We start from the raw sequence: 20,182 nt of genomic DNA on the forward strand, positions 1-20,182 counted from the left end.
GTTCAATCCGCCCCATGCACCAGGCCGCTCTTAAGGATTGCATATACACGTTCGGCGATGGGCTCGAGGTTCTTAGTATCCTCCTCGTTGTAGCGCTTGAGCAGGTTGAGGGCGTTCTCCCGCCCGGACCGTTCCCACACCCTCCAGAGGTACACCGCCTCCTCCCCGGTGACGTACTCCACCTCCCTGGCGCGGCCGATACCCATCCGCTTCTCGATGTGCTTCAGCCCGCCCTCGTAGCCGGCCCGGCGGCAGGCGTGCCGAAGGTCGTAGTGAGGCACCTTGGGCACGGTGAATGGAAAGTGGTACTCCAGGATGGGGAGGTCGAAGGAGCTGCCGTTGAACGTCACCAGCATCTTCACTCCCTCCAGCGCCTTGGCCAAGTTCTCCCTGTTGAGGTCCTGCCCGCGGACCAGGGCTACGGTCTCCCCGCGGCGGTGTATCCCTACCACCGTGACACTGGCGTGACGGTAGCACCCATCGGTCTCGATGTCCAGGTAGGCGGCATCATCCCTGAAGCGGTCGTACATCCTCCAGTGCTCGACGGTGGGCAGGATCTTGGAGAAATATTCGGTCTTCCCGCCGGAGAGGAACTTGTCCGCCCGGTCCACCGCCTCGTCCATGCGGGCCTTCCGCTCCCTGGAGATCCCGGGGACCTTGGGCGCAGAGAGGAAGGCGTCCCAGTCAGATATCCCGGCCTTCCAGAGGGTCATCTCCTTGCCCTTGCCCACCGAGGGGAGGATGAGGAAGGTCCGGCGTATCACGGGCTCAGGATGACAGGAGGTCTTGATACTGTTTTCGGGCGGTCCCCCGAAAGCCGCCGGCGGAAATTTATTTAGGTCTTCGAATCATGACCTGTCGGATTTGCTGGAATCACGATGACCCAGGCGTACTGCGTCTCCGCTCACAAGAACCCCCAACAGGTCAGGATGCTGGTGGACCACCTCTGCGAGGAGGACCTGGTCTACATGAACGTGTTCAACCACAGGGGCGCCGGGGAGCGGGCCGCCTGGGGCAAGTGGTTCTCCGACATCCCCCCGGACCGACTGTTCATCAGGTACCGGTACAAGCGGGGGTGGGGAACCTTCTCACAAGTCCAGGCCGCCCTCGATGCCATGAACTACTTCAAGGATGCGAAGTACACGCATTTTGTGAACCTCAGCGGGCAGTGCTATCCCATCAAGCCCATGGATGAGGTGAGGGATTTCTTCCGTCGCAGCCCCGAAACATCGTTCATGGAGGCCCAGGCGGTGGTGTACGAGGAGGGCGAGGAAGGTTACAACCCGGACATCCTGGGCCGGCTGGGGTACTGGTGGATACGGTACCCCGACATCTACTTCCGCCTCACCGGGCGCAGCAACTTTGGTTTCCGGAACAAGTTCCTCAAGGTGCGGCGCAGGTGGAACAAGGAGGTCCCCGGCGGCCTGAGGCCGTACAAGGGCAGCTCATGGTTCATGCTGAGCAAGGACGCGGTAGATCATGTGCTGGAGGCGATCGCGGGGGACCCCCGGATCATCGGCTTCTTCCGAAGGTCGGGCCTTCCGGACGAATCCTTCTTCCACACGATATTGATGAACTCCGCTTTGCCCGTGGTCTCCGAGCCCCAAGGTCTCCACTACATCGACTGGTCGAGGGACGATGTCCCCAACCCGCCGGTGCTCGACGGCAGGTACTTCGATGCTCTGAGATCCTCCCCCAAGCTTTTTGCCAGGAAGTTCGACATCGTGGCGGAGCCCGGCATATCAACGGGTCGAGCGCGAGCTCGTGGCGAGGACCTCGGGGGAGCAGCTCCCGCCCGCCCCGGGCGAGGCCTGAGGCGTCCTGCTCCGCCGTCCGTCGATAGCTAGAAATAGCGTTGCAAGGTTGGAAACCCGGGGCCGCATGGACCGGATCGAGGCTTTCAAGGGCGTGTACATGACATCGGAGCAGTGCCTCCTCATCCCCGAGGAGAGGACCGCCGTGGTGGCGGACCTCCACATCGGGTACGAGTCTGCCCTGGAGGCGGAGGGCATCCATATACCGCACGTGCAGACCGCCTCGGTGAAGGAGAACCTCCTGAAGATCATCGACAAGTATGCCCTGGACCGCATCATCCTGCTGGGCGACCTGAAGCACGAGTTCTCCAGGAACCTGGGGCAGGAGATGAGGGACGTGCGGTCCGTCATGGAGATGCTCTCCAATCTGGTGGAGGTCATCCTGGTGAAAGGGAACCATGACAACTACATCGAGAACATAGTCTCCCGCATCCAGGTACCGGTGGTGCCGTTGTACCGCGCCGCCGGCCTCACCTTCGTGCACGGCCACCAGCCCTGTGCCGACAGGCCGCTGGTCATGGGGCACGAGCATCCCTCTGTCAAGATATTCGACCGGGTGGGAGCGTACCTGAAGCTGCCATGCTTTGTGCATCTGAGGGAGGAAGGGGTCCTGGTCCTTCCGGCGTTCAGCCCTCTTGCTGCCGGCACCGACCTCACTAGGGTGTCGAAGAGGGACTACCTCTCCCCGATCCTCAAGAACTATGATGTCGGGGAGGCCGAGATAATCGGCTGCAGTGACATCGGTCTGCTCCCCCTAGGAAAACTGTCGACGCTAGAGGGCCTGCGGCTGTGACTGCGATTTTCACAGCGCCCTCTTGGGAACATGTTTAATAAAAATACGTCGATAATGTACTGTCGTTCGGCCCCCGGACCATCGCCGGGCCGAGACATCTTCGAGGCCGCGTTCAGATGCTGATAAACGGCGGAAAAATTTCGTCCCGATAAGCCATCCATCTCTAAAAGGCTAAATAATCTGCTAACATATCCAGTTCAATCTGTTGATTGTCTGAGGAGGGAATCAGTCCATGAGCAACGAAATACTTGACAAATTATCCGATGTCGTAGTCAAGGGCAAAATAAAGGAGGCCAAGCCGCTGGCGGAGCAGGCCCTTGCCGCCGGGGTCGACCCCAAGATCATCATCTTCGACAGCTTGAGCAAGGCCATGGCCACGGTGGGCCAGAAATACGAGAGCAAACAGTATTTCCTGCCCCAGGTCCTTTTGGCCGCCCAGACCATGTACCAGGCCCTCGACGTGGTCCTTCCCAGGATGAAAGTGGATACCAAGGCCAAGCAGCCCGGAAAGATCGTTCTGGCAGTGGTGGAGGGCGATGTCCATGACATCGGAAAGAACATCCTCAAGGCCATGCTGACCGGGGCCGGCCTTACCATCTACGACCTCGGCAGGGATGTGCCGGTAAAGAACATAATCGAGAAGGCCAAGGCCGAGAGCGCCCAGATCATTGCCACCTCCACTCTTATGACCTCCACATTGGTCGCCATGAGGGAGATCGAGAGGATGCTGGCGGAAGAGAACCTGAAGGGAAAGATGAAGACCATCATCGGCGGTGGAGCTACCAACAAGGAATACTCCGCGCAGATCGGCACCGACGCCTGGGCCCATGACGCCATTGAGGCGGTCCGGGTCATCGACGACCTCCTCGCCTGAGGTCGTCGTCCCAAACCTGATAAACCCCTTCGTCCAATTTTATTCACACTGCAGTGCCGGGCCCTGCCCCTTATGCTCACCAATTCTTGGGGTGGAAAGGGCCCCGCGCTCAGAACACGGAGCGGATATGGACAACGATCGCTCTTTTGGCGGGATCACGGTCAAGCTGACCCGCCAGGACAAGGTCCTCTTCCCCGGGGACGGCCTGACCAAGGGCGATCTGGTGGATTACTACTCCCGCATCTCCCCGACCATGCTGCCCCACATGCGCGGCCGCCCCGTAATGTTGTCCAGGTACCCCGACGGCATCACGGGGGAGGGCTTTTATCAGAAGGAAATGCCAGACCGCCATCCCGCATGGTTGCGGACGGTGACGATCAGGAAGGAGGGCGGGACGCTCCGTCAGATGGTGTGCGAGAAGGAGGCCGACCTCGCCTACCTTGCGAACCTCGCCTGCATCACCCCCCACATATGGCTGAGCAGGGAGGACCGCCTGGACCGGCCCGACAGGCTGATCTTCGACCTGGACCCCCACGAGCAGGGGTTCGACCTGGTCCGGCACGTCGCCCTGAGGCTGAGGGATCAGCTCGGCGAGCTGGGCATGACCGCGTTCGTAATGACCACTGGCTCGAAGGGGCTGCATGTGGCGGTGCCTTTGGACCGGTCGGCGTCCTTTGATGAGGCAAGGGCGTTCGCTCGGGAAGTGGCCTCCCGGGTCGCCAAGGAGGGACCCGATAGTATGACCCTCGACCCTTCCAAGGAGGGGCGGGAGGACCGGCTGTTCATCGACATATACCGGAACGCCTACGGGCAGACCGGGGTTGCCCCCTACGCGGTCCGGGCGAGGAGCGGGGCGCCGGTGGCCGCCCCCTTGGAGTGGGGCCAGGTCGAGGATGGCGGGGCGGGACCTCAGAGCTACAATATCCATAACGTATTCAGGAGGCTGGAGCGGAGCGGCGACCCGTGGAAGGAGATCGACGACCGACCCGCCTCGATCGCCCGGGCGGCGGCCGCGTTGAAGGGGTCCCAGGGCTGACCCATACGGGTAGTCATTATCGTTCTGGGTAAACTGCGCCAGAATATTCCCGATAGCGGGAACGCACCGTCGGCAGTACGAAAAAAATTTTATATGGTGTTTCCATTAAGCGATTTAACTCGTTTAATAATTTAGGAGATGAGTATTGTGACGACCCCAAAGGAGCTTGTAATGGCCGCCCTGTCTAAGCAAAAGACAGAGAGGACGCCCATAGGCATTTTCACCCAGAGCGCGACTGTTGACCAGATGGATGCCGTTGGCGCCCAGTGGCCCGATGCCCACAGCAATGCCGACCTCATGGCCAAGCTTGCCGCCGCTGCTGCTACCACCCTTAGCTTCGACACCATCAGGATCCCCTTCGACCTGACCGCCGAGGCTGAGGCTTTCGGAGCCACCGTGGACCTTGGAAAGCAGGACAGGACCCCTATGTTGAAGGCCCACCCCTATGAGTCCGGTTCCGACCCCGTGATCCCCACCGACCTCAGCAAGGGCCGCGTAGGCGTTGTCATCGAGGCCACCAAGAAGCTGAAGGCCCAGTACGGCAACGAGTACCCCATCGTGGTCGGCGTCGCCGGCCCCTTCACCCTCGCTGGCCACCTCGTGGAGACCGGCAACCTGCTCCTCTGGTGCATCACCGAGCCGGACAGCGTCCACAAGTTTGTTGAGGCCGCTACCAAGTTCGAGGAGAAGTACATCGCCGCGCTGGTCGCTGCCGGTGCCGATGTGATCGTGTTCGTGGACCCTTCTGCCTCCACCGACATGATGCACCCCGATATGTTCGACGTGTTCGCTCTGCCCTACCTGCAGAGGTGCAACGCCGCCGCCAAGGGCGCTAAGACCGTCCTGCACATCTGCGGCAACACCACCGAGCTGCTCGACCACATGATCAAGACCGGAGTGGACGGCGTGTCCATCGAAGAGAAGGTCACCCCCGAGTCCGCTGTCAGCATCGTGAACGGCAGGGTCGCCCTGGTCGGCAACGTCGGCGTCGTCAAGCCCCTGTTCCAGGGCAACGCTGCCGATACCACCGAGGCTACCAAGCGCGTGGTTGCCGCTGGCTTCAACATCGTCGCCCCCGGCTGCGGTCTGGCCGCCAAGGTTCCCAAGGAGAACCTGGTCGCAATGGTCAAGGCCGTCAAGGGCTGAAAGGAACATAGTTCAACTTGTGTTCCTGACCTCAAACCCCTTCCTTTTACCAATTTTTATTTCTGAGGGAATATTGTGGCCGCAGCCGTCAGTACCGGCCGTGCTTCTCGCAGGCCTGCCTCAGCATGACGATGTTCTCCAGGGGGCTCTTGAAGGGGACCTCGCAGCCGGGAGCGATGATGAGCCCCGGCTCCTTTCCATATATATCGATGGTGCTCCTGACTGCGGCTTCCACCTCCTGCGGGCTCTTCTTGAACATCAGCTCCTGGTGGTTGATGCCGGCCATCAGGCATACCTTGCCCCGGTGCTTCTCGAACATCCCGGCCAGGTCCACGCAGTCGTTGTTGAAGTGGGAGCAGGCTGCCCCGGTGGCGATCTGCATGTCGACGAACGGCTGCTGGGCGTCGTTGTGGATGATGGTCCTCAATCCCAGTTCCTTGTACCTATCCACCAGTTCCTTCAAGTGGCGGACGTCGAACCTCTCGGACATCTCCGGGGGGAGCATGCTCTCGGAGGCGCTGCTGTCGTCCACGAACACCGCGTCAAGGCCGAGGGCCGCCGCCCGCTCGCCGTAGGTCTTCAGAGACGCGGTCGCTACCTCGGTCATCTTCTCCACCGCCTCGGGGGCGGCGAAGGTGTCCATCAGCAGGTTCTCGTAGCCACGAAGTTCGGAGGCCAGGAAGAACGGCGAAACAATGGAGCCAATCACCGCCACCTCCTTCCCCACACTCCCCTTGAGGATCCCCCCGGCCTTGAGCGGCACCGACCAGAAGCGGTCCTCCAGGGGGTCGACCGGGCGGAGCTTGTCCACGTCGGCAAGGTCCTGTACCACGTGCCGCTCCATCTGGGGGTAGAAGTCCCTCTCTGGAAACCTCCACACGCTCCCGTGGGCCTGCGCCTCCGTCAGCAGGTCGCCCCAGCCTGCCATGACGTTGTCGTAGCCGAACAGCCGGCGGGCCTGGAGACAGATCTTGGCGAACACGGCGGGGTCCTGGAACCCTTCCCTGATGGTAAGCCCTGACGCATCCAGCACGTGCCTCGCGCCTCCGAGGTGCTGGTAGAACACCGGCACTCGGTCAGGGGTGTCCAGGTCCAACGCCGACAGGAACCTTTCCCGGGAGTTCATGAAGGGGATATGCTCGCGGCGACAATAGAACGTTCCGCCCGTCCGAACTATCGCCGTCCTAACTATCGTGAGCCCCCAACGCCTCTCTGGCCCGTCTTGTCCGGGAGATTGCCGGCGTCGCTCTATTTATATTCATATTCTCATTTTCGGGAGGCGACCAATATGGGCTTGGGAGTAGCGTTAGATGTCGGGACCAGCGGATACCGGTCCCAGATCGTGGACTTGTCGAACAACGGTAAGATCATCTCTACCGCCATCACCATGCGGCACCCGCTCCCGGGCGCGAACATCATGGACCACCTGACCTTCTGGCTGGAGAACGGCTCCGAGGTCGGGCACAAGATCATCATGGATACCGTGAGCCGCCTTATCGAGGCCCACGGCGTGGACACCGGGAAGATAGAAAGGCTGGCGGTGTGCGGCAACCCTGCGCAGGTCTCCATGTTCGAGAACATCGAGGTAAGGGACCTCGCGTTCGCCGGCCAGTCGATGCTGAGCCGCCTCAACGTGAAGGTGCCGGACCGTCGGGGCAAGCTCATCACTGCCGGCGACATCGGCCTGAACGCCCTGAGATCGGAATGCGCGGTGATCATCCCGCCCTCCATAAGGCACGAGATCGGCGCCGACGCGCTGGCCATGATCATCAAGTCCAAGCTGCTCGAAAAGAAGGAAACGTGCATGGTCACCGACTACGGGACCAACGCGGAGATGGGCCTGTTCCACGACGGCGAACTGTACACCGGTTCGGCAGCAGCGGGTCCGGCCATGGAAGGGCAGGCCATCGACCACGGCATGCTCGCCGCCCCCTTCGCCATCAGCGATCTCAGCTTCGCCGGGGACGGCTCGTGGAACAACTATGTTCTGAACGAGACCCTCAAGCCCCAGCTCGGCACCGTGGTGGACCCCTCCACCGGGAGGTCGAGAGCGGCCAACGCCATCAAGGCAAGGGGCATCACCGGGACCGGCGTGGTCGCGGCGGTCGCGCTGGGCTTGGAGTCCGGCCTCATCACTCCGCCCAAGATCAACACCCGGGACCATGTCCTCCACCTGCAGGACGGGATTGATTTCAACGAGCATGACCTGATGGAAGCGGGGAAGGCCATGGGGGCCATAAGGGCCGGCCACCGCACTCTCATCGCGGAGGTCGGCATCGACGAGAACGCCGTCAAGACCATGTACCTGGCCGGTGCGTCAGGCACCTACGTGGACCCCCTCAAGGCCCAGACCGCGGGGATGGTGCCGCGCATCATCGAGAAGACGGTGCAGATCGGCAATACCTCGCTCATGATGGCCTACGACCTCGTGAAGGACGAGGAGACCCTGGACCGCATGCAGAGCGTAGCGGACTCCATAGCCTCGAAGCACATCATGTTCGCCACCAGCAAGATCTTCGAGAACATCTACCTCAACGAGCTGTCCTACTGGACCGAGGCCATGCCCATGGAGATGTACAACGAGATGCTGAAGGGCTACGGCCTCGCCCCCCTGCCCAAGATCGTAAGGCCCAAGAGCGTGGAAAGGATAGTGTCCTCGGACATCCCCGTCCTCGGCAGCGGCGGGCTCAAGATCCTTGACAACGTGGGCGTGTACCTGACGAGCAGCTTCGAGGGCTGCACCGGATGCGGCACTTGCGAGCAGCAGTGCCCCGAGAACGCCCTCACGGTCATCGATGGCGGGAAGAACGGGTACACCGTCAAGATCGCCACGGAGTTCTGCCTGGGCACCGCGTGCAAGAAATGCGAGGCGGCCTGCCCTGAACACGTGTACCGCTTCGCCGATCACAAGGTGACCGAGAGGGACTGAGCCTCACTCGGTGATGACGCAGCCCCACCGGTCGTAGAAGGGGTCCCGGTCGTTCTCGAACTTCCGGACCTTCTTCCCCATTCCCAGGGCCCACATCCTCACCAGCTCCGACTCCTTCTCTGTTTCCACCGTCACCAGCGTTTCCTCGGTCATATCGAGGAGTTCGCCGAGCACCGCCTTCCAGATCATGGCGGTATGATCGTTGATGGTCCCTGCCATGAGCGCGAGGCCCAACGGCGCCGGCCTCATGTAGTGGGAGGCGAGCGCGCCGTCGATGCACATGGTGCCCTCCGGCTCCAGCCTGCCATCCTTAAGTCCCCGGGCCAGCAGCGAGGGGTCGTTGTCGTAGGAGACGGGCACGAGCCCGGCCTCCCGGAGCATGGCCGAGCCCATCCCCGAGCCGCACCCGCAGTCCAGGCATACCTCGCCCCTGCGGTCCCGCCACAGCTCCTCGAGGAGGTCCTTCACCTTGGCGGCGCGGTCGGGGGAGAAGTCCTCCACCGCCGCCGGCACCATGTCGATGATGTCCTTGGAATAGTATTCCCTGCACGCTTTGGCCCACTCCTCCTGGGTGGTGGTGACGACATCGCCGTCGACGCTCTCGAAGAACTCCACCACTGCCAGGGAGGGAGGCCTCAGAAGGAACGATGTCCCCTTCCACTCCTTGGCGTCACGGACGGCCAGGGCCACCGGCCACTCGTCCTCGTCCACGGCCAGGCGGGCCTCCTCGGCCGGAGAGCTGAGCAATAGGTCGGTGAACGACCCTTCGGGAAGATGCTGGTAGGACGGCTCTATGAACTTGAGCGAGGGGACCTCAAAGATATCAAAGGCTTTCAACTCTAAACCTCCGCGGCAACCTCGCACGCCTTCCTCGATATAAGTGGTTTGCCGCCCCCGCCTCAGGGGGCTGGGCCCGAGAGAGGTTTATTACCGTTCATGAGCATGGCCGGGGCATGAAGTTGGGCCCCTCCCCCAAAGGCTACAGCGCGGACGGGCAGAGGACCGCGGATCCCGCCGAGACGCTCAAGCGGATCGAACCCCTGCTGAAGACGGCAGGCATCACCAGGGTCGCCGAGATCACCGACCTCGACCGCATCGGGGTGCCCGTCTTCTCCAGCATCCGTCCGGCCGCGGAGAGCGGCGCGATATCGGTGTACAACGGCAAGGGCCTTACCAAAGAGGAGGCCAGGGTGTCCGCGATCATGGAGGGTATCGAGCGGTACAGCGCCGAGGTCCGAGGCGATACCATCATCCGGCAGGGCGCCGACGAGTTCATGTCCTCCCGGAACGCCGTCGATCCCATCGACCTCATCCTGCCGAGGGGGGTGGCCTACTGGGTCATGCAGCAGCAGGCCGTCGGCTGGGTCAAGGGCACCGAGCTGAACACCATGGAGGACATGTGGGTGCCTGCCAGCGCGGCATTCCATCCTTATGCCTCCAGGGCCGACCTGATGATCTTCCGCACCTCCACCAACGGCCTGGCCTCCGGCAACAACCTCGAGGAGGCGATCCTTCACGGGCTGTGCGAAGTGATCGAAAGGGACGCCTGGTCATTTGCGGAGGCGCACCGGAAGACCGGCCGGCGCATCGCTCCGCCCGCCTCCGGCCGGGTGAGGGAGATCATCGACAGGTTCACCTCGCAGGGGGTAGAGGTCCACCTGAAGGACCTCACCTCTGACATCGGCATTCCCACCGTCGCCGCGGCCGCCGATGATGCGGCCATGCAGGACCCCGCGCTGCTGAACCTGGGATTGGCGACGCACCTTGACCCCGAGGTCGCGGCCTTGAAGGCGCTGCTGGAGGTGGCCCAGAGCCGCCTCACCCAGATCCATGGGGCCAGGGAGGACACCGTCAGGGCGGAGCAGACCAGGAAGCTCGGGTACGAGCGGATGAAGCGGCTCAACAAGATGTGGCTGGACGAGGAGGGGGAGGCCGAGGAGCTGACCGACCTGCCGTCCCTGGCGACCGACGACGTGTTCGACGACCTGCAGCTCGTCCGCGCCAAGCTCAACTCCAGAGGGCTCACCCGCACCGTGGTGGTCGACCTTACCAGGAAGGCGCTGGGCATACCGGTGGTCCGGGTGATCGTGCCGGGGCTGGAAGTGTACGCCATCGATGAGGACCGCATCGGACCCCGGCTCATGGGCAGCTCGACATGAGGCCGGTGGTGTTCGCGGGCCTGAGCATCGCCGAGGAGGAGGCGGCGAAGATCCTCGACGCCGACTACCGCCCCCCGTTCGGCGGGGCGATCTGCTGGACCTCCCCAAGGGCACCAGGACCGTGGGCATTATCGACGGCGTCATCCTCAGCGATGCCGCGGTGGGCCACCGCGAGATACTGGACGTGATGAGGTCCGGGATCACCGTCATCGGCGGGGGCAGCATGGGAGCGCTGCGGGGGGCCGAGCTGAAGGACTTCGGGATGATCGGCGTCGGGAGCGTGTACGAGGAGTACGCGAGCGGCCGTGTGGAGGGTGACGACGAGGTCCTCCTGGCCTATGATCCATCCACCCACGCCCCCCTGTCCGTTCCCCTGATCAACCTGCGGCTGAACCTCCGGAAGGCCGTGGAGCACGGCGTTCTCGACGCGGGCAAGGCCGAGGGTATATTGAGAGATCTCAAGCGGCAGTTCTACCCGGTGAGAAGCTATGATCTCATGCTCGATATCGCCAGGCGGACCCTGCCGGAGGAGGAGTCCGCGAGGTTCGAAAAATTCGAGAAAACTCAATTCGAGGACTTCAAGAAAAAAGACGCATTATTGGTCTTAATGGCCGTTAAGAAAATGGACCAAAAATGAAAAAAATATACCCCCGTTAAGGAAAACGGAAAAACTCTGGCTACTTTCTAAAAAACACGACTATCCACTATGGATGGATGCTCCATCCATCACCAAATATATATGCTTCTCTTTGCTTACTCGGTTCTCGCAAGGGGATTCGATTTTCATCGCATGACAAGATTTTGTGCAGATGAAGATCATTAAAAAATTTAGTCGGCAGGGGGGTACCTCGGCCGACGAAGGAAGATGAAATAAGGAGGTAGAAAATTTGGCGAAATACAAGGACAAAATAGACTTGTATGACGACAGGGGCAAGATCATCGAGAAGGATGTCCCCCTGGAAGCTATCAGCCCGTTATACAACCCTGCCATCCAGAAGATTGCCTCCTTGGCCAAGAGGACCATCGCCGTGGACCTGGCTGGACTTGAGAAGAGCCTCAAGACCGGCAAGGTCGGCGGTGGCTACATCAAGGGCAAGGAGATCGACGCCGCGGTTGTAAGCAACGCTGACAAGGTAGCAAAGAAGGTCAAGGACATCCTGAAGGTCGACAAGGACGACGACACCGATGTAAAGGTCCTCGCGGACGGGAAGAAGATGGTCGTTATTGTTCCATCTCTTAGGCTCGACTCCGGTGTTGAGTACACCACCGGTTTCACGGCCACCGCCGCGGCCGTGACCCAGGCCCTCATCGACATATTCGATGTGGACATGTTCAAGGCGAACATGGTGAAGGGTGCCGTCTGGGGCAGATACCCGCAGACCCTTACCTTCCAGGGTTCCAACCTCAAGTCCATCCTTGAGGTGCCGCAGAACAACGAAGGTGCTGGTTACGCTCTGAGGAACATCATGGCCAACCACATCGTCGCTCTGACCGGCAAGAACTCGATGAACGCCGCTGCTCTCTCGTCTATCTTTGAGCACACCGCTATGTTCGAGCTCGGTGACGCCATCGGGCCCTTCGAGAGGTACCACCTCTTGGGCCTGGCTTATCAGGGCCTGAACGCGAACAACCTGACCGTCGACCTCGTGAAGGCGAACGGCAAGACCGGGACCGTCGGTACCGTCATCGAGTCCCTCGTTGACCGCGCTATCGAGGACAAGGTCATCAAGGTGAAGGAAAAGCTGCCGTCCGGGTACAAGGTGTACACGACCAACGACTTCCCGCTGTGGAACGCCTATGCGTCCACCGGTATGCTCGCCGCTATCATGGTGAACGTCGGTGCTGCAAGGGCCTCCCAGGGTATCCCGTCCACCATCCTGTACTACAACGACCTGCTTGAGCACGAGACCGGACTGCCCGGTGTTGACTTCGGGCGTGCGATGGGTGTTTCCGTCGGTATGTCCTTCTTCTCGCACTCCATCTACGGTGGAGGCGGCCCCGGTCTGTTCCACGGCAACCACGTCGTGACCAAGCACTCGAAGGGATTCGTCATCCCCGTGATCGCCGCCGGCTGCGCTCTCGATGCTGGAACCCAGATGTTCTCGCCCGAGGCGACGTCCGGTCTGATCAGGGATACTTTCGGAGACATCCCCGAGTTCAAGGCGCCGTTGAAGGCTGTTGGCAAGGAGGCCAAGAAGCTGAAGTAATCGGTGCTACGGTGGTCTATACATGAGTACTGACAAATTTGAACCGGTCCCCCTTCCCGAGATCCTGATCTTCCCGAACCGCCTGCTTTCCGCAGAGACGACGGAGAAATTATTGAACAGGGTCTACGATGTGCCGCACGTCCGGCAGGTCAACATCAGCGGCGAGGGGGTCCCCGCCATGGTGGGGTCCGGCCCGGGGAAAGGTCTCCCCGTCGAGCACGAGGGACGAAAGGTCATCAACGTGAAAGGCCGGGAGATCGAGCTCCAGTTGCTCGTAGGCAGGGTGTTCGTCGAGATCGACGACATCGACGTGGTCGAGAAGGCCATTGAGGCCATCGACGAGATCTGCCAGGAGCTGTTGCCGTTCGGCTACAATCTGGAGGTCGGAAGGTACTCCAAATATAGGCCAACAGTCACCGATTATAAGAAAGGCAAGAGGTAATGACTATGGCATACACTAGACAGTTCTACCCTGGAAAGAGCCAGGTAGCCGAGAACAGGCGCCGCTACATGGACCCGTCCAAGAAGCTGAAGAAGCTCAGGGACGTTGCCCAGGACGACGTCGTCAGGATCATGGGCCACAGGTCCCCCGGTGAGGATTACAAGTCTATCCACCCCCCACTGGAAGAGGGCAACGAGCCCGATGACCTGATCAGGAAGCTGGTCACCCCCATAGAGGGAGCCAAGAAGGGCGACAGGATCAGGTACATTCAGTTCGCTGACTCCGTGTACTTCGCCCCCATGACCCCCTACATGAGGGCCTGGATGTATATGTCCAGGCTGCGCGGCTTCGACACCGGTACCCTCTCTGGAAGGCAGATCATCGAAATGAGGGAGAGGGACCTGGAGAAGGTCGCCAAGGAGCTGATCGACAACGAGACCTTTGATCCCGCCAGGTGCGGCATCAGGGGCGCCACCGTGCACGGGCACGCCTGCAGGCTGGACGAGAACGGAATGATGTTCGATGCCTGGCAGAGGTACCGCTGGAACGCCAAGAAGGGAGAGGTCGAGTACGTGAAGGACCAGGTCGCTATCCCACTGGACAAGCCCATCTCCGTGGGCAAGCCCATCGCCGAAGCTGACCTCAAGAAGATGACCGCCATCTTCAGGTCTGACGGCATTGACATGAGGGACGACCCCGAGGTCATGGCCACCCAGCTGAGGATCCACAGGCTTAGGACCCTCTGTGGTTACCAGGCCTACGCTCTGAAGGGAGAGTAAAACTATGGCTAAGGAAAAGCAGAAGATGTTCATGGACTCCTTGAAGCACAAGTTCAAGGAGGACCCGACCGACCAGAGCACCCATTACTACACCTACGGTGGCTGGAAGCAGTCCAAGAGGAAGAGGGAGTGGGTCGAGCAGGCGAACAAGATCGCCAAGCAGCGTGGCATCCCCATGATGAACCAGGACATCGGTGTCCCCCTGGGACAGCGTGTCCTGATGCCCTACCAGCTCTCTCACACCGACATATACGCTGAGGGCGATGACCTGCACTTCGTCAACAATGCCGCTATCCAGCAGGCTTGGGACGATATCCGCAGGACCGTCATCGTCGGTCTCGACACCGCCCACAACGTTATCGAGAAGAGGCTTGGCAAGGAAGTCACCCCTGAGACCATCAACCACTACCTGGAGACCGTTAACCACGCCATGCCCGGCGGCGCGGTCGTTCAGGAGCACATGGCCGAGTGCAGCCCCGCTCTGACCGCGGACTGCTACGTCAAGGTCTTCTCCGGTGACGCCGACCTGATCAGCCAGCTTGACAAGCGCTTCGTGATCGACATCAACAAGGAGTTCCCCAAGGACCAGGCCAAGCAGCTGAACGACGCTGTCGGCAAGTCCCTGTACCAGGTCGTCCGCTGCCCGACCATCGTCGGCCGCGTTTGCGACGGCGGTACCATGTCCCGGTGGAGCGCCATGCAGATCTCGATGTCCTTCATCAGCAGCTACAGGCTGGCCGCCGGTGAGGCCGCTATCGCGGACTTCGCCTATGCCGCCAAGCACTCGTCGGTCCTCGAGATGGGTACCATGATGCCCGCCAGGAGGGCCAGGGGCCCCAACGAGCCCGGTGGAATTCCCTTCGGGTTCCTCGCTGATATGGTCCAGTCCACCCGTGTCTACCCCGACGACCCTGCCAGGGCCGCTCTGGAGACCGTTGCTCTGGGTGCCATCATCTTCGACCAGATCTACCTCGGGTCCTACATGTCCGGCGGCGTCGGGTTCACCCAGTACGCTACCGCGGCCTACACCGACGACATCCTGGAGGACTACACCTACTGGGCTCTTGACCTGATCAAGACCAAGTACGGCGGGCTCTGCAAGAGCAAGCCCTCCATGGACCTGATGGAGAAGCTCGGCACCGAGATCAACTCCTACGCTCTGGAGATGTACGAGAGATACCCCGCCGCCATGGAAACCCACTTCGGTGGTTCCCAGCGTGCCACCGTCGCTGCCGCCGCCACCGGTATCGGCTGCGCGATGGCCACCGGCAACGCCGACTTCGGTGTCAACGGCTGGTATCTGTCCATGCTCCAGCACAAGGAGAGGCACGGACGCCTTGGCTTCTACGGCTACGACCTGCAGGACCAGTGCGGTTCCGCCAACTCGTTCGCCTACAGGAGCGACGAGGGCCTGCCCTTCGAGCTCAGGGGCCCCAACTACCCGAACTACGCCATGAACGTCGGTCACCTGCCCGGCTATGCCGGTATTGCAGCGGCGCCTCATGCGGCCCGCGGCGATGCGTTCGCTGCCAGCCCGCTGATCAAGATCGCCTTCGCCGACAAGAACCTGCCCTTCGACTTCGCGAACATCACGAAGGAGATCGGCCGGGGCGCTCTGCGCGAGTTCGTGCCTGCTGGTGAGAGGACCGTAATCATCCCCGCTAAGTAAGTACCATGCAAGTAGGCGACGTCGTTAGGTACAGACACACCGGGACGGTGGGCAAGATAGTGGACATCAGCGAGGAGGAAAAGGTGACCTGGATGCACCTGGACACTACCAACCTCCTCTACGATTCCACCACCCTTGACCCGGCGTCCGAGGAGGACTACCGCGGTGCCGCCGAACGCGAGAAGGGCGTGAGGGATTCCCTCGAGGACATCGAGCGTCTCCGCGAGGAGGCGGAACAGATGGCCGAGAAGATCTCCCGCATCACCCCTTCCGGCGCGGGATGAATTTCGGGCACAGCCATAAACCCCTTCCTTTCACATTTTTCTGGTTTTGTTGATCAGCGCGAGCTCTCTTCTATGAGTATGCCAAGCCACCTCAGCAGAGCATCGGGGATGCCCCGCGACCCTCGCCGGCCAGAGGGTGGCCTGTTTGAGACGATGAGAAATTGAAAAAAGGAAACGAGCTCAGAGCTCGATGGTGCTGGAATTGAACCCGATCAGGATGGAGGCGAGGCGGGGGTCGTCCTCGTAGCCGTGCATCTGGCGCAGCATCATGTCCGACGGGGCGGAGGGAGAACAGGAGACAACGTCCGTTACGCCCTCGTACTGCTCCACTTCGGGGAAGGACACCGGGGGCATTACGAACATTTCCTTCAGGTTCCCGGTGCGTTCGGGGTACATGACGAACTCCTCGGAGAGCCAAACGACCTCTTCCTTGTTCTTCTCCAAGAACTCCTTCTTGCGGTGGGGGAGGACCTCCTCGCCCAGTATGGTAGCGTCATCGGAGACGAGCAGAACGGTGGCCTCCGGTGGCGGGCGGAAGGCGCGGTTCTTGATGATGCAAATGACATGATCGCGCTTGAGGCACTCCTCCACGCCGGCGTTGATGACCGGTATGCCCAGGGCGGCCTTGATGTCCTTCTCGATGTCCCAAATCTTGGTCCTGCATTCATTGTTCAGCGGGAAGACGTAGACGCTTCCCCTCATTTTTTGAAGCATTTCCACGATCTCGGTCATCCGTACCATAGGTGATTGGCAACGACATTGGATGTAATAAACCCTTGGCTGGATGGCTTATATCCAGCCAGCCGCGGGCGGTGTTGGATGCATTGCGGCGCAAGCATTATTAGGCGAGGCGGCGGTCTTTCAGCTATGAGCCTCACTCTCATCGCCAAGCAGCAGCCGTCTTCCATCAACGCGTTGTTCCGGCTCCGCAACGAGGTCTTCAAGGACGGGGCCCTCAGCGCCAAGGAGAAGGAGATAATGGCCGTATGCGTGTCCTGTCTTCTCAAGTGCGATCAGTGCCTGGAGACGCACGCCAAGCTGGCCAAGGACCTCGGGGCCACCGTCGACGAGCTGAGGGAGGCGATGCTGGTGGCCATGTACCTGGCCGGCCCCTCTTCCGTTATATGGTCCCCCAAGGTCGACGAGATACTGGGGGCCCAGGATTGATCAGCACTCGAAGTCGAACCTGACGTTCCTCTTCAAGCCGAGGCCGGCCACTACCTCGGCGCATTTTATCAGCGCCGAAGGGATGGGGCAGGCCGAGTGTATCAGCACCTTCCCGCAAGTAATGTATATGGGGTTCTCCGCGAACGGCATTTTCAGGGCCTCGAACGGGCTCAGTCGAGGGTCCAGCTCGCCCTCCAGCTTGCTGGCGTGGGGGCAGTCGGTCTGGATGTGATATCGGATCGCCCCGTCCTGGTACTCCGCCTTGATCTTGGTCTGGAACCGGCATACTCCCGGGTCCACCGACATGCAGGTGCTGCCGTCGCTCATGCGGGCTCAAAGCGTTGCTGAACCGTTTAACCTTTTCTGAGATCCGTGGCACGGAGCCGCGTGAGCGTCCTGGGATCGCACAGCGCGGCGATGACGGCGGCGGTCAGAACGATGGTGCCGTATCCCACCGCCCCGCCGCTCAGCTCGAACCCGGCCCGGCCGCCCGGGAAGGCGGTCCGTCCGGTGTTACCGATGGCGTGGGTCAGGATGACGGCGAACACGCTCTTCCCGGCATTGTTGTAGATCCAGACATAGATGACCCGCCAGGCCATCGTAGCGGCGAGCCCGAACGCCATCAGCGCCCCGCTCTGTCCCAGCGCGATCATCGAGGGCACATGCCAAAGTGCCCACAGGGTCCCTATGAGCAGGGCCGTGGTCAGCGCGCCCCAGCGTTCCTGCAGTGGGTCGGTGGCATATCCCGTATATCCAAGCTCCTCCGCCGCCGCTCCTACGAGGAAGAACAGGAACGTCGGCACGGTCAGGATCGAGATCTCCCACTCGCCGGGGAGGTCGATGCCGATGACGCCCATGACCCCTGCGGTCAGCAGGTAGATGGCGGGCATAAGGAAAAGGACGGGCAGGTACCACGCCCTCCGTCCGATCCTCCGGATATCGAAAGCCCTCCCCAGCAGCTTCCTGACCCCGCCCGCTCCCTCCTCCTTGTAGATCAGGATGCACGCCGCGGCCGTGGGCATGAACACCGCGCCGACATCAGTGATGGGAAGGCTGTCTGGAAGGCCGCTGCCCTTGAACAGGATGCCGGCGGCCCAGAACGGAGCGCTCATCAGATAAAGGAGCGCGAAGAACCGAACGGGAGACCTTTTCGTCGTGACCTGCCGCCCCTTGAAGGACTGCGTCCGATCATTCATGGCGGTCCTTGCGGGAGCGCGATATGGCCTCGAACATGCCTCCCTTGGTGATGTCCACTACGCCGAAGACCGCCACCACTTCCTTCTTGCGGACTATGGGGACGACCACCACGGCCATGCCCCGGTACGGTCCCGCCGGAGAGACCCTCCGCACCACCGTGCCCTTCCTGAGCACCTCCTCCAGCACCGGGCCGGTGTAGCTGTTGTCCACTATATCGCCGTCCTCGCACCTCACTCCGTAGTGGTTCTGGCTGCGCATGGTGACCGGCAGCCTGCCTACCAGCTCGTGCACCGCCAGAGCGAGGCACCGGAGGTCCTCGGCCTCGGTGTCCGGCCCGATGAGGCCGTCCCCTGCCGGGACGTCCCTCCAGCCAGCCCGGGTCTGGTCGCCCAAGGCCAGGGCCGCGGTGACCGCTCCCTTTTCTGCCGCCTCGTACGAGTGCGCGGTGCCCACCACCACGGCGTCCCCGTCCTCGATATCGAAGACCGAACGGAGCGGCAGCACATCGTTCTGGTCCGGCTCGGTCATGTCCGGAAAATACAGCTTGCCGTCCCTGGCTATGAAAGTGGTCGCGCCCACCGCCCCCGCCCTGGCGGCGTCGTCCCTCTGCTCGTACCCGGTGGCGATGCGGCCGGCCATCCCCTTCACCAGGACGGCGCAGTCCTGGGCGGAGATGGTCATGTTGGCCATCCTCACCGGCGCGGCGGAGATGCCGGAGTTGCGGAACACCTTTCTCCCCCTCTCGGTAAGCTCGGCGCCCTTCTTGGTCATCTCCACCGAGCCCTCACGGATCAGCTTGTCCAATATGGTCCTGGTGCTGCCTTCCCCGATCCCCAGCGTCTGTGATAAGGCCTTGCGCCCGATGGGGCCGTGGGTGCTTATGATATCATAGGACTTCCAGACATGGAACAGGGTGAACTTGGGAGTGGGGCCGCCGCCAGTATATGACTGGAACTTCAGGACCATCGGCCCTGGATGGAGTATCCATCCTATAAAACCTGTTCAAACCTGGCACGGAAGGGACGGAGCAGGGACTCAGTAAGGTTCCTTGCCGTTCCTCTTCCTGAACGCATCCACCAGAGCCCCGAAGATATCGTCCGAGACCAGCATCGGCATGCGCTTGCCCTCCTGCACCAGGATGCCGCTCGGCGCACCCTGGCCGCCCCGCCTCCGGGGGATCAGCACCACGAGGCTCCAGGGAATAAGGATATCCTCCTTCTTCCCAATATATGGGGTCACCCCGTTGTTGTCGATGATGATCCTGGTCGGACGGATCTTGCGGTCCTGCCAGAACGCGGTGATGGGGCCCAGGGCGAGGAACACCGCCAGCAGAATGAGCAGGGGCTGGTCGGTATACAGCAGGTATATGACCAGCGCCACCATGATCGCCGGCTCCAGGACCAGTACGATCTTGGTCCTCAGGGGCATGGGATTGACATGCTCCGACCTGACGATGCTCTCGATCTTCGTCCTCGGCGCCTCCGGGGGCTTCGTCTCCTCCTCGACCCTGATCTTTCTGGCCATGGACCAACCTCGACCGGGGGGACATGTCATATTGGCTATATATCTTGATGTCCCCTGCGGGGACCGCCCCAAGAGCAATCGTTAAGGATGATTGTTAAAGGCAATTGTTAAGCGCAATTGTTAATACCAGAACCTCTCCAAATAGGGATGGAACAGGGAAAG

The 20,182-nt window shown here is 61.4% G+C and carries 23 protein-coding genes; 15 read left to right on the forward strand and 8 right to left on the reverse strand.

Translation table 11 applies throughout. The features are described 5' to 3' along the window. Positions 1-2: 2 nt before the first annotated feature. The gene (locus WYS_RS03430; protein ID WP_019176760.1) at positions 3-764 is read right to left on the reverse strand and encodes a ribonuclease H-like domain-containing protein; all 762 of its coding nucleotides are present in this window, start codon (positions 762-764) and stop codon (positions 3-5) included. A gap of 114 nt (positions 765-878) precedes the next feature. Between WYS_RS03430 and WYS_RS03435 the strand changes: the two genes are divergently transcribed. The 5 genes from WYS_RS03435 to WYS_RS03455 all read left to right on the forward strand — a co-directional run bounded on the left by WYS_RS03435 (position 879) and on the right by WYS_RS03455 (position 5,663). Further along, positions 879-1,847 (forward strand): beta-1,6-N-acetylglucosaminyltransferase, encoded by a 969-nt coding sequence (locus tag WYS_RS03435; RefSeq protein WP_019176761.1) that lies wholly within the window; start codon positions 879-881, stop codon positions 1,845-1,847. Between the two features lie 34 nt (positions 1,848-1,881). Beyond that, positions 1,882-2,607 carry a metallophosphoesterase gene (locus WYS_RS03440; protein ID WP_019176762.1) on the forward strand — a complete coding sequence of 242 codons (726 nt, stop codon included), beginning with the start codon at positions 1,882-1,884 and terminating at the stop codon, positions 2,605-2,607. Positions 2,608-2,839: 232 nt separating this feature from the next. Beyond that, positions 2,840-3,481, forward strand: a complete 642-nt coding sequence (locus WYS_RS03445) for a cobalamin B12-binding domain-containing protein (protein WP_019176763.1) — start codon at positions 2,840-2,842, stop codon at positions 3,479-3,481. A gap of 127 nt (positions 3,482-3,608) precedes the next feature. Further along, on the forward strand, positions 3,609-4,517 hold the full coding sequence (ligD, locus tag WYS_RS03450; RefSeq protein ID WP_049796238.1) for a non-homologous end-joining DNA ligase: 909 nt from the start codon (positions 3,609-3,611) through the stop codon (positions 4,515-4,517). Positions 4,518-4,664: 147 nt separating this feature from the next. Then, positions 4,665-5,663, forward strand: coding sequence for an MtaA/CmuA family methyltransferase (locus tag WYS_RS03455; protein WP_162137691.1), 999 nt, complete (start codon positions 4,665-4,667; stop codon positions 5,661-5,663). An 88-nt stretch (positions 5,664-5,751) separates the two neighbouring features. On the opposite strand, the gene WYS_RS03460 is transcribed toward WYS_RS03455, so the two are convergent. Further along, positions 5,752-6,789 (reverse strand): uroporphyrinogen decarboxylase family protein, encoded by a 1,038-nt coding sequence (locus WYS_RS03460; RefSeq protein ID WP_019176766.1) that lies wholly within the window; start codon positions 6,787-6,789, stop codon positions 5,752-5,754. Between the two features lie 162 nt (positions 6,790-6,951). On the opposite strand from WYS_RS03460, the gene WYS_RS03465 reads away from it, so the two are divergent. Beyond that, on the forward strand, positions 6,952-8,592 hold the full coding sequence (locus WYS_RS03465; RefSeq protein ID WP_019176767.1) for a methylamine methyltransferase corrinoid protein reductive activase: 1,641 nt from the start codon (positions 6,952-6,954) through the stop codon (positions 8,590-8,592). 3 nt (positions 8,593-8,595) lie between these two features. On the opposite strand, the gene WYS_RS03470 is transcribed toward WYS_RS03465, so the two are convergent. Beyond that, positions 8,596-9,429, reverse strand: a complete 834-nt coding sequence (locus WYS_RS03470) for a hypothetical protein (RefSeq protein WP_019176768.1) — start codon at positions 9,427-9,429, stop codon at positions 8,596-8,598. 116 nt (positions 9,430-9,545) lie between these two features. Between WYS_RS03470 and WYS_RS03475 the strand changes: the two genes are divergently transcribed. From WYS_RS03475 to WYS_RS03505, 8 genes are all read left to right on the forward strand, one after another. After that, a complete protein-coding gene (locus tag WYS_RS03475; RefSeq protein WP_019176769.1) occupies positions 9,546-10,751 on the forward strand; it encodes a YcaO-related McrA-glycine thioamidation protein in 1,206 nt (401 codons plus the stop codon). Then, complete coding sequence (locus tag WYS_RS16210; protein ID WP_162137692.1) at positions 10,748-10,939, forward strand: hypothetical protein; 192 nt, start codon at positions 10,748-10,750, stop codon at positions 10,937-10,939. The genes WYS_RS03475 and WYS_RS16210 overlap by 4 nt, the downstream gene beginning before the upstream one ends. Then, positions 10,873-11,388, forward strand: coding sequence for a TfuA-like protein (locus WYS_RS03480; protein WP_019176770.1), 516 nt, complete (start codon positions 10,873-10,875; stop codon positions 11,386-11,388). Before WYS_RS16210 ends, WYS_RS03480 begins: the two co-directional genes overlap by 67 nt. A gap of 250 nt (positions 11,389-11,638) precedes the next feature. After that, a complete protein-coding gene (gene mcrB / locus WYS_RS03485) occupies positions 11,639-12,958 on the forward strand; it encodes a coenzyme-B sulfoethylthiotransferase subunit beta (RefSeq protein WP_026068762.1) in 1,320 nt (439 codons plus the stop codon). 22 nt (positions 12,959-12,980) lie between these two features. Beyond that, positions 12,981-13,400 carry a methyl-coenzyme M reductase operon protein D gene (gene mcrD, locus WYS_RS03490; RefSeq protein ID WP_019176772.1) on the forward strand — a complete coding sequence of 140 codons (420 nt, stop codon included), beginning with the start codon at positions 12,981-12,983 and terminating at the stop codon, positions 13,398-13,400. A gap of 5 nt (positions 13,401-13,405) precedes the next feature. Further along, on the forward strand, positions 13,406-14,179 hold the full coding sequence (gene mcrG / locus WYS_RS03495; RefSeq protein WP_026068763.1) for a coenzyme-B sulfoethylthiotransferase subunit gamma: 774 nt from the start codon (positions 13,406-13,408) through the stop codon (positions 14,177-14,179). Between the two features lie 4 nt (positions 14,180-14,183). Further along, positions 14,184-15,848: a coenzyme-B sulfoethylthiotransferase subunit alpha gene (mcrA, locus tag WYS_RS03500; RefSeq protein ID WP_019176774.1), complete on the forward strand. Its 1,665-nt coding sequence runs from the start codon at positions 14,184-14,186 to the stop codon at positions 15,846-15,848. Between the two features lie 5 nt (positions 15,849-15,853). Then, positions 15,854-16,132, forward strand: a complete 279-nt coding sequence (locus WYS_RS03505) for a DUF2098 domain-containing protein (protein WP_019176775.1) — start codon at positions 15,854-15,856, stop codon at positions 16,130-16,132. 180 nt (positions 16,133-16,312) lie between these two features. On the opposite strand, the gene WYS_RS14195 is transcribed toward WYS_RS03505, so the two are convergent. Further along, positions 16,313-16,873 (reverse strand): hypothetical protein, encoded by a 561-nt coding sequence (locus tag WYS_RS14195; RefSeq protein ID WP_019176776.1) that lies wholly within the window; start codon positions 16,871-16,873, stop codon positions 16,313-16,315. A gap of 126 nt (positions 16,874-16,999) precedes the next feature. Between WYS_RS14195 and WYS_RS14200 the strand changes: the two genes are divergently transcribed. Then, positions 17,000-17,299, forward strand: a complete 300-nt coding sequence (locus WYS_RS14200) for a carboxymuconolactone decarboxylase family protein (RefSeq protein WP_019176777.1) — start codon at positions 17,000-17,002, stop codon at positions 17,297-17,299. Here WYS_RS14200 and WYS_RS03520 read toward each other — a convergent pair whose 3' ends face one another. From WYS_RS03520 to WYS_RS03535, 4 genes are all read right to left on the reverse strand, one after another. After that, positions 17,300-17,626 carry a DUF6951 family protein gene (locus tag WYS_RS03520; protein WP_019176778.1) on the reverse strand — a complete coding sequence of 109 codons (327 nt, stop codon included), beginning with the start codon at positions 17,624-17,626 and terminating at the stop codon, positions 17,300-17,302. It abuts the gene before it with no gap. A 26-nt stretch (positions 17,627-17,652) separates the two neighbouring features. Then, positions 17,653-18,495, reverse strand: a complete 843-nt coding sequence (locus tag WYS_RS14205) for a CPBP family intramembrane glutamic endopeptidase (RefSeq protein WP_147654408.1) — start codon at positions 18,493-18,495, stop codon at positions 17,653-17,655. After that, positions 18,488-19,462, reverse strand: coding sequence for a DUF2111 domain-containing protein (locus tag WYS_RS15560; protein WP_019176780.1), 975 nt, complete (start codon positions 19,460-19,462; stop codon positions 18,488-18,490). The genes WYS_RS14205 and WYS_RS15560 overlap by 8 nt, the downstream gene beginning before the upstream one ends. 69 nt (positions 19,463-19,531) lie before the next feature. Then, the gene (locus tag WYS_RS03535; RefSeq protein WP_019176781.1) at positions 19,532-20,020 is read right to left on the reverse strand and encodes a hypothetical protein; all 489 of its coding nucleotides are present in this window, start codon (positions 20,018-20,020) and stop codon (positions 19,532-19,534) included. Between the last annotated feature and the right edge of the window lie 162 nt (positions 20,021-20,182).

The sequence above is a fragment of the Methanomassiliicoccus luminyensis B10 genome (genome assembly GCF_000308215.1).
Taxonomy (GTDB): Archaea; Thermoplasmatota; Thermoplasmata; order Methanomassiliicoccales; family Methanomassiliicoccaceae; genus Methanomassiliicoccus; species Methanomassiliicoccus luminyensis.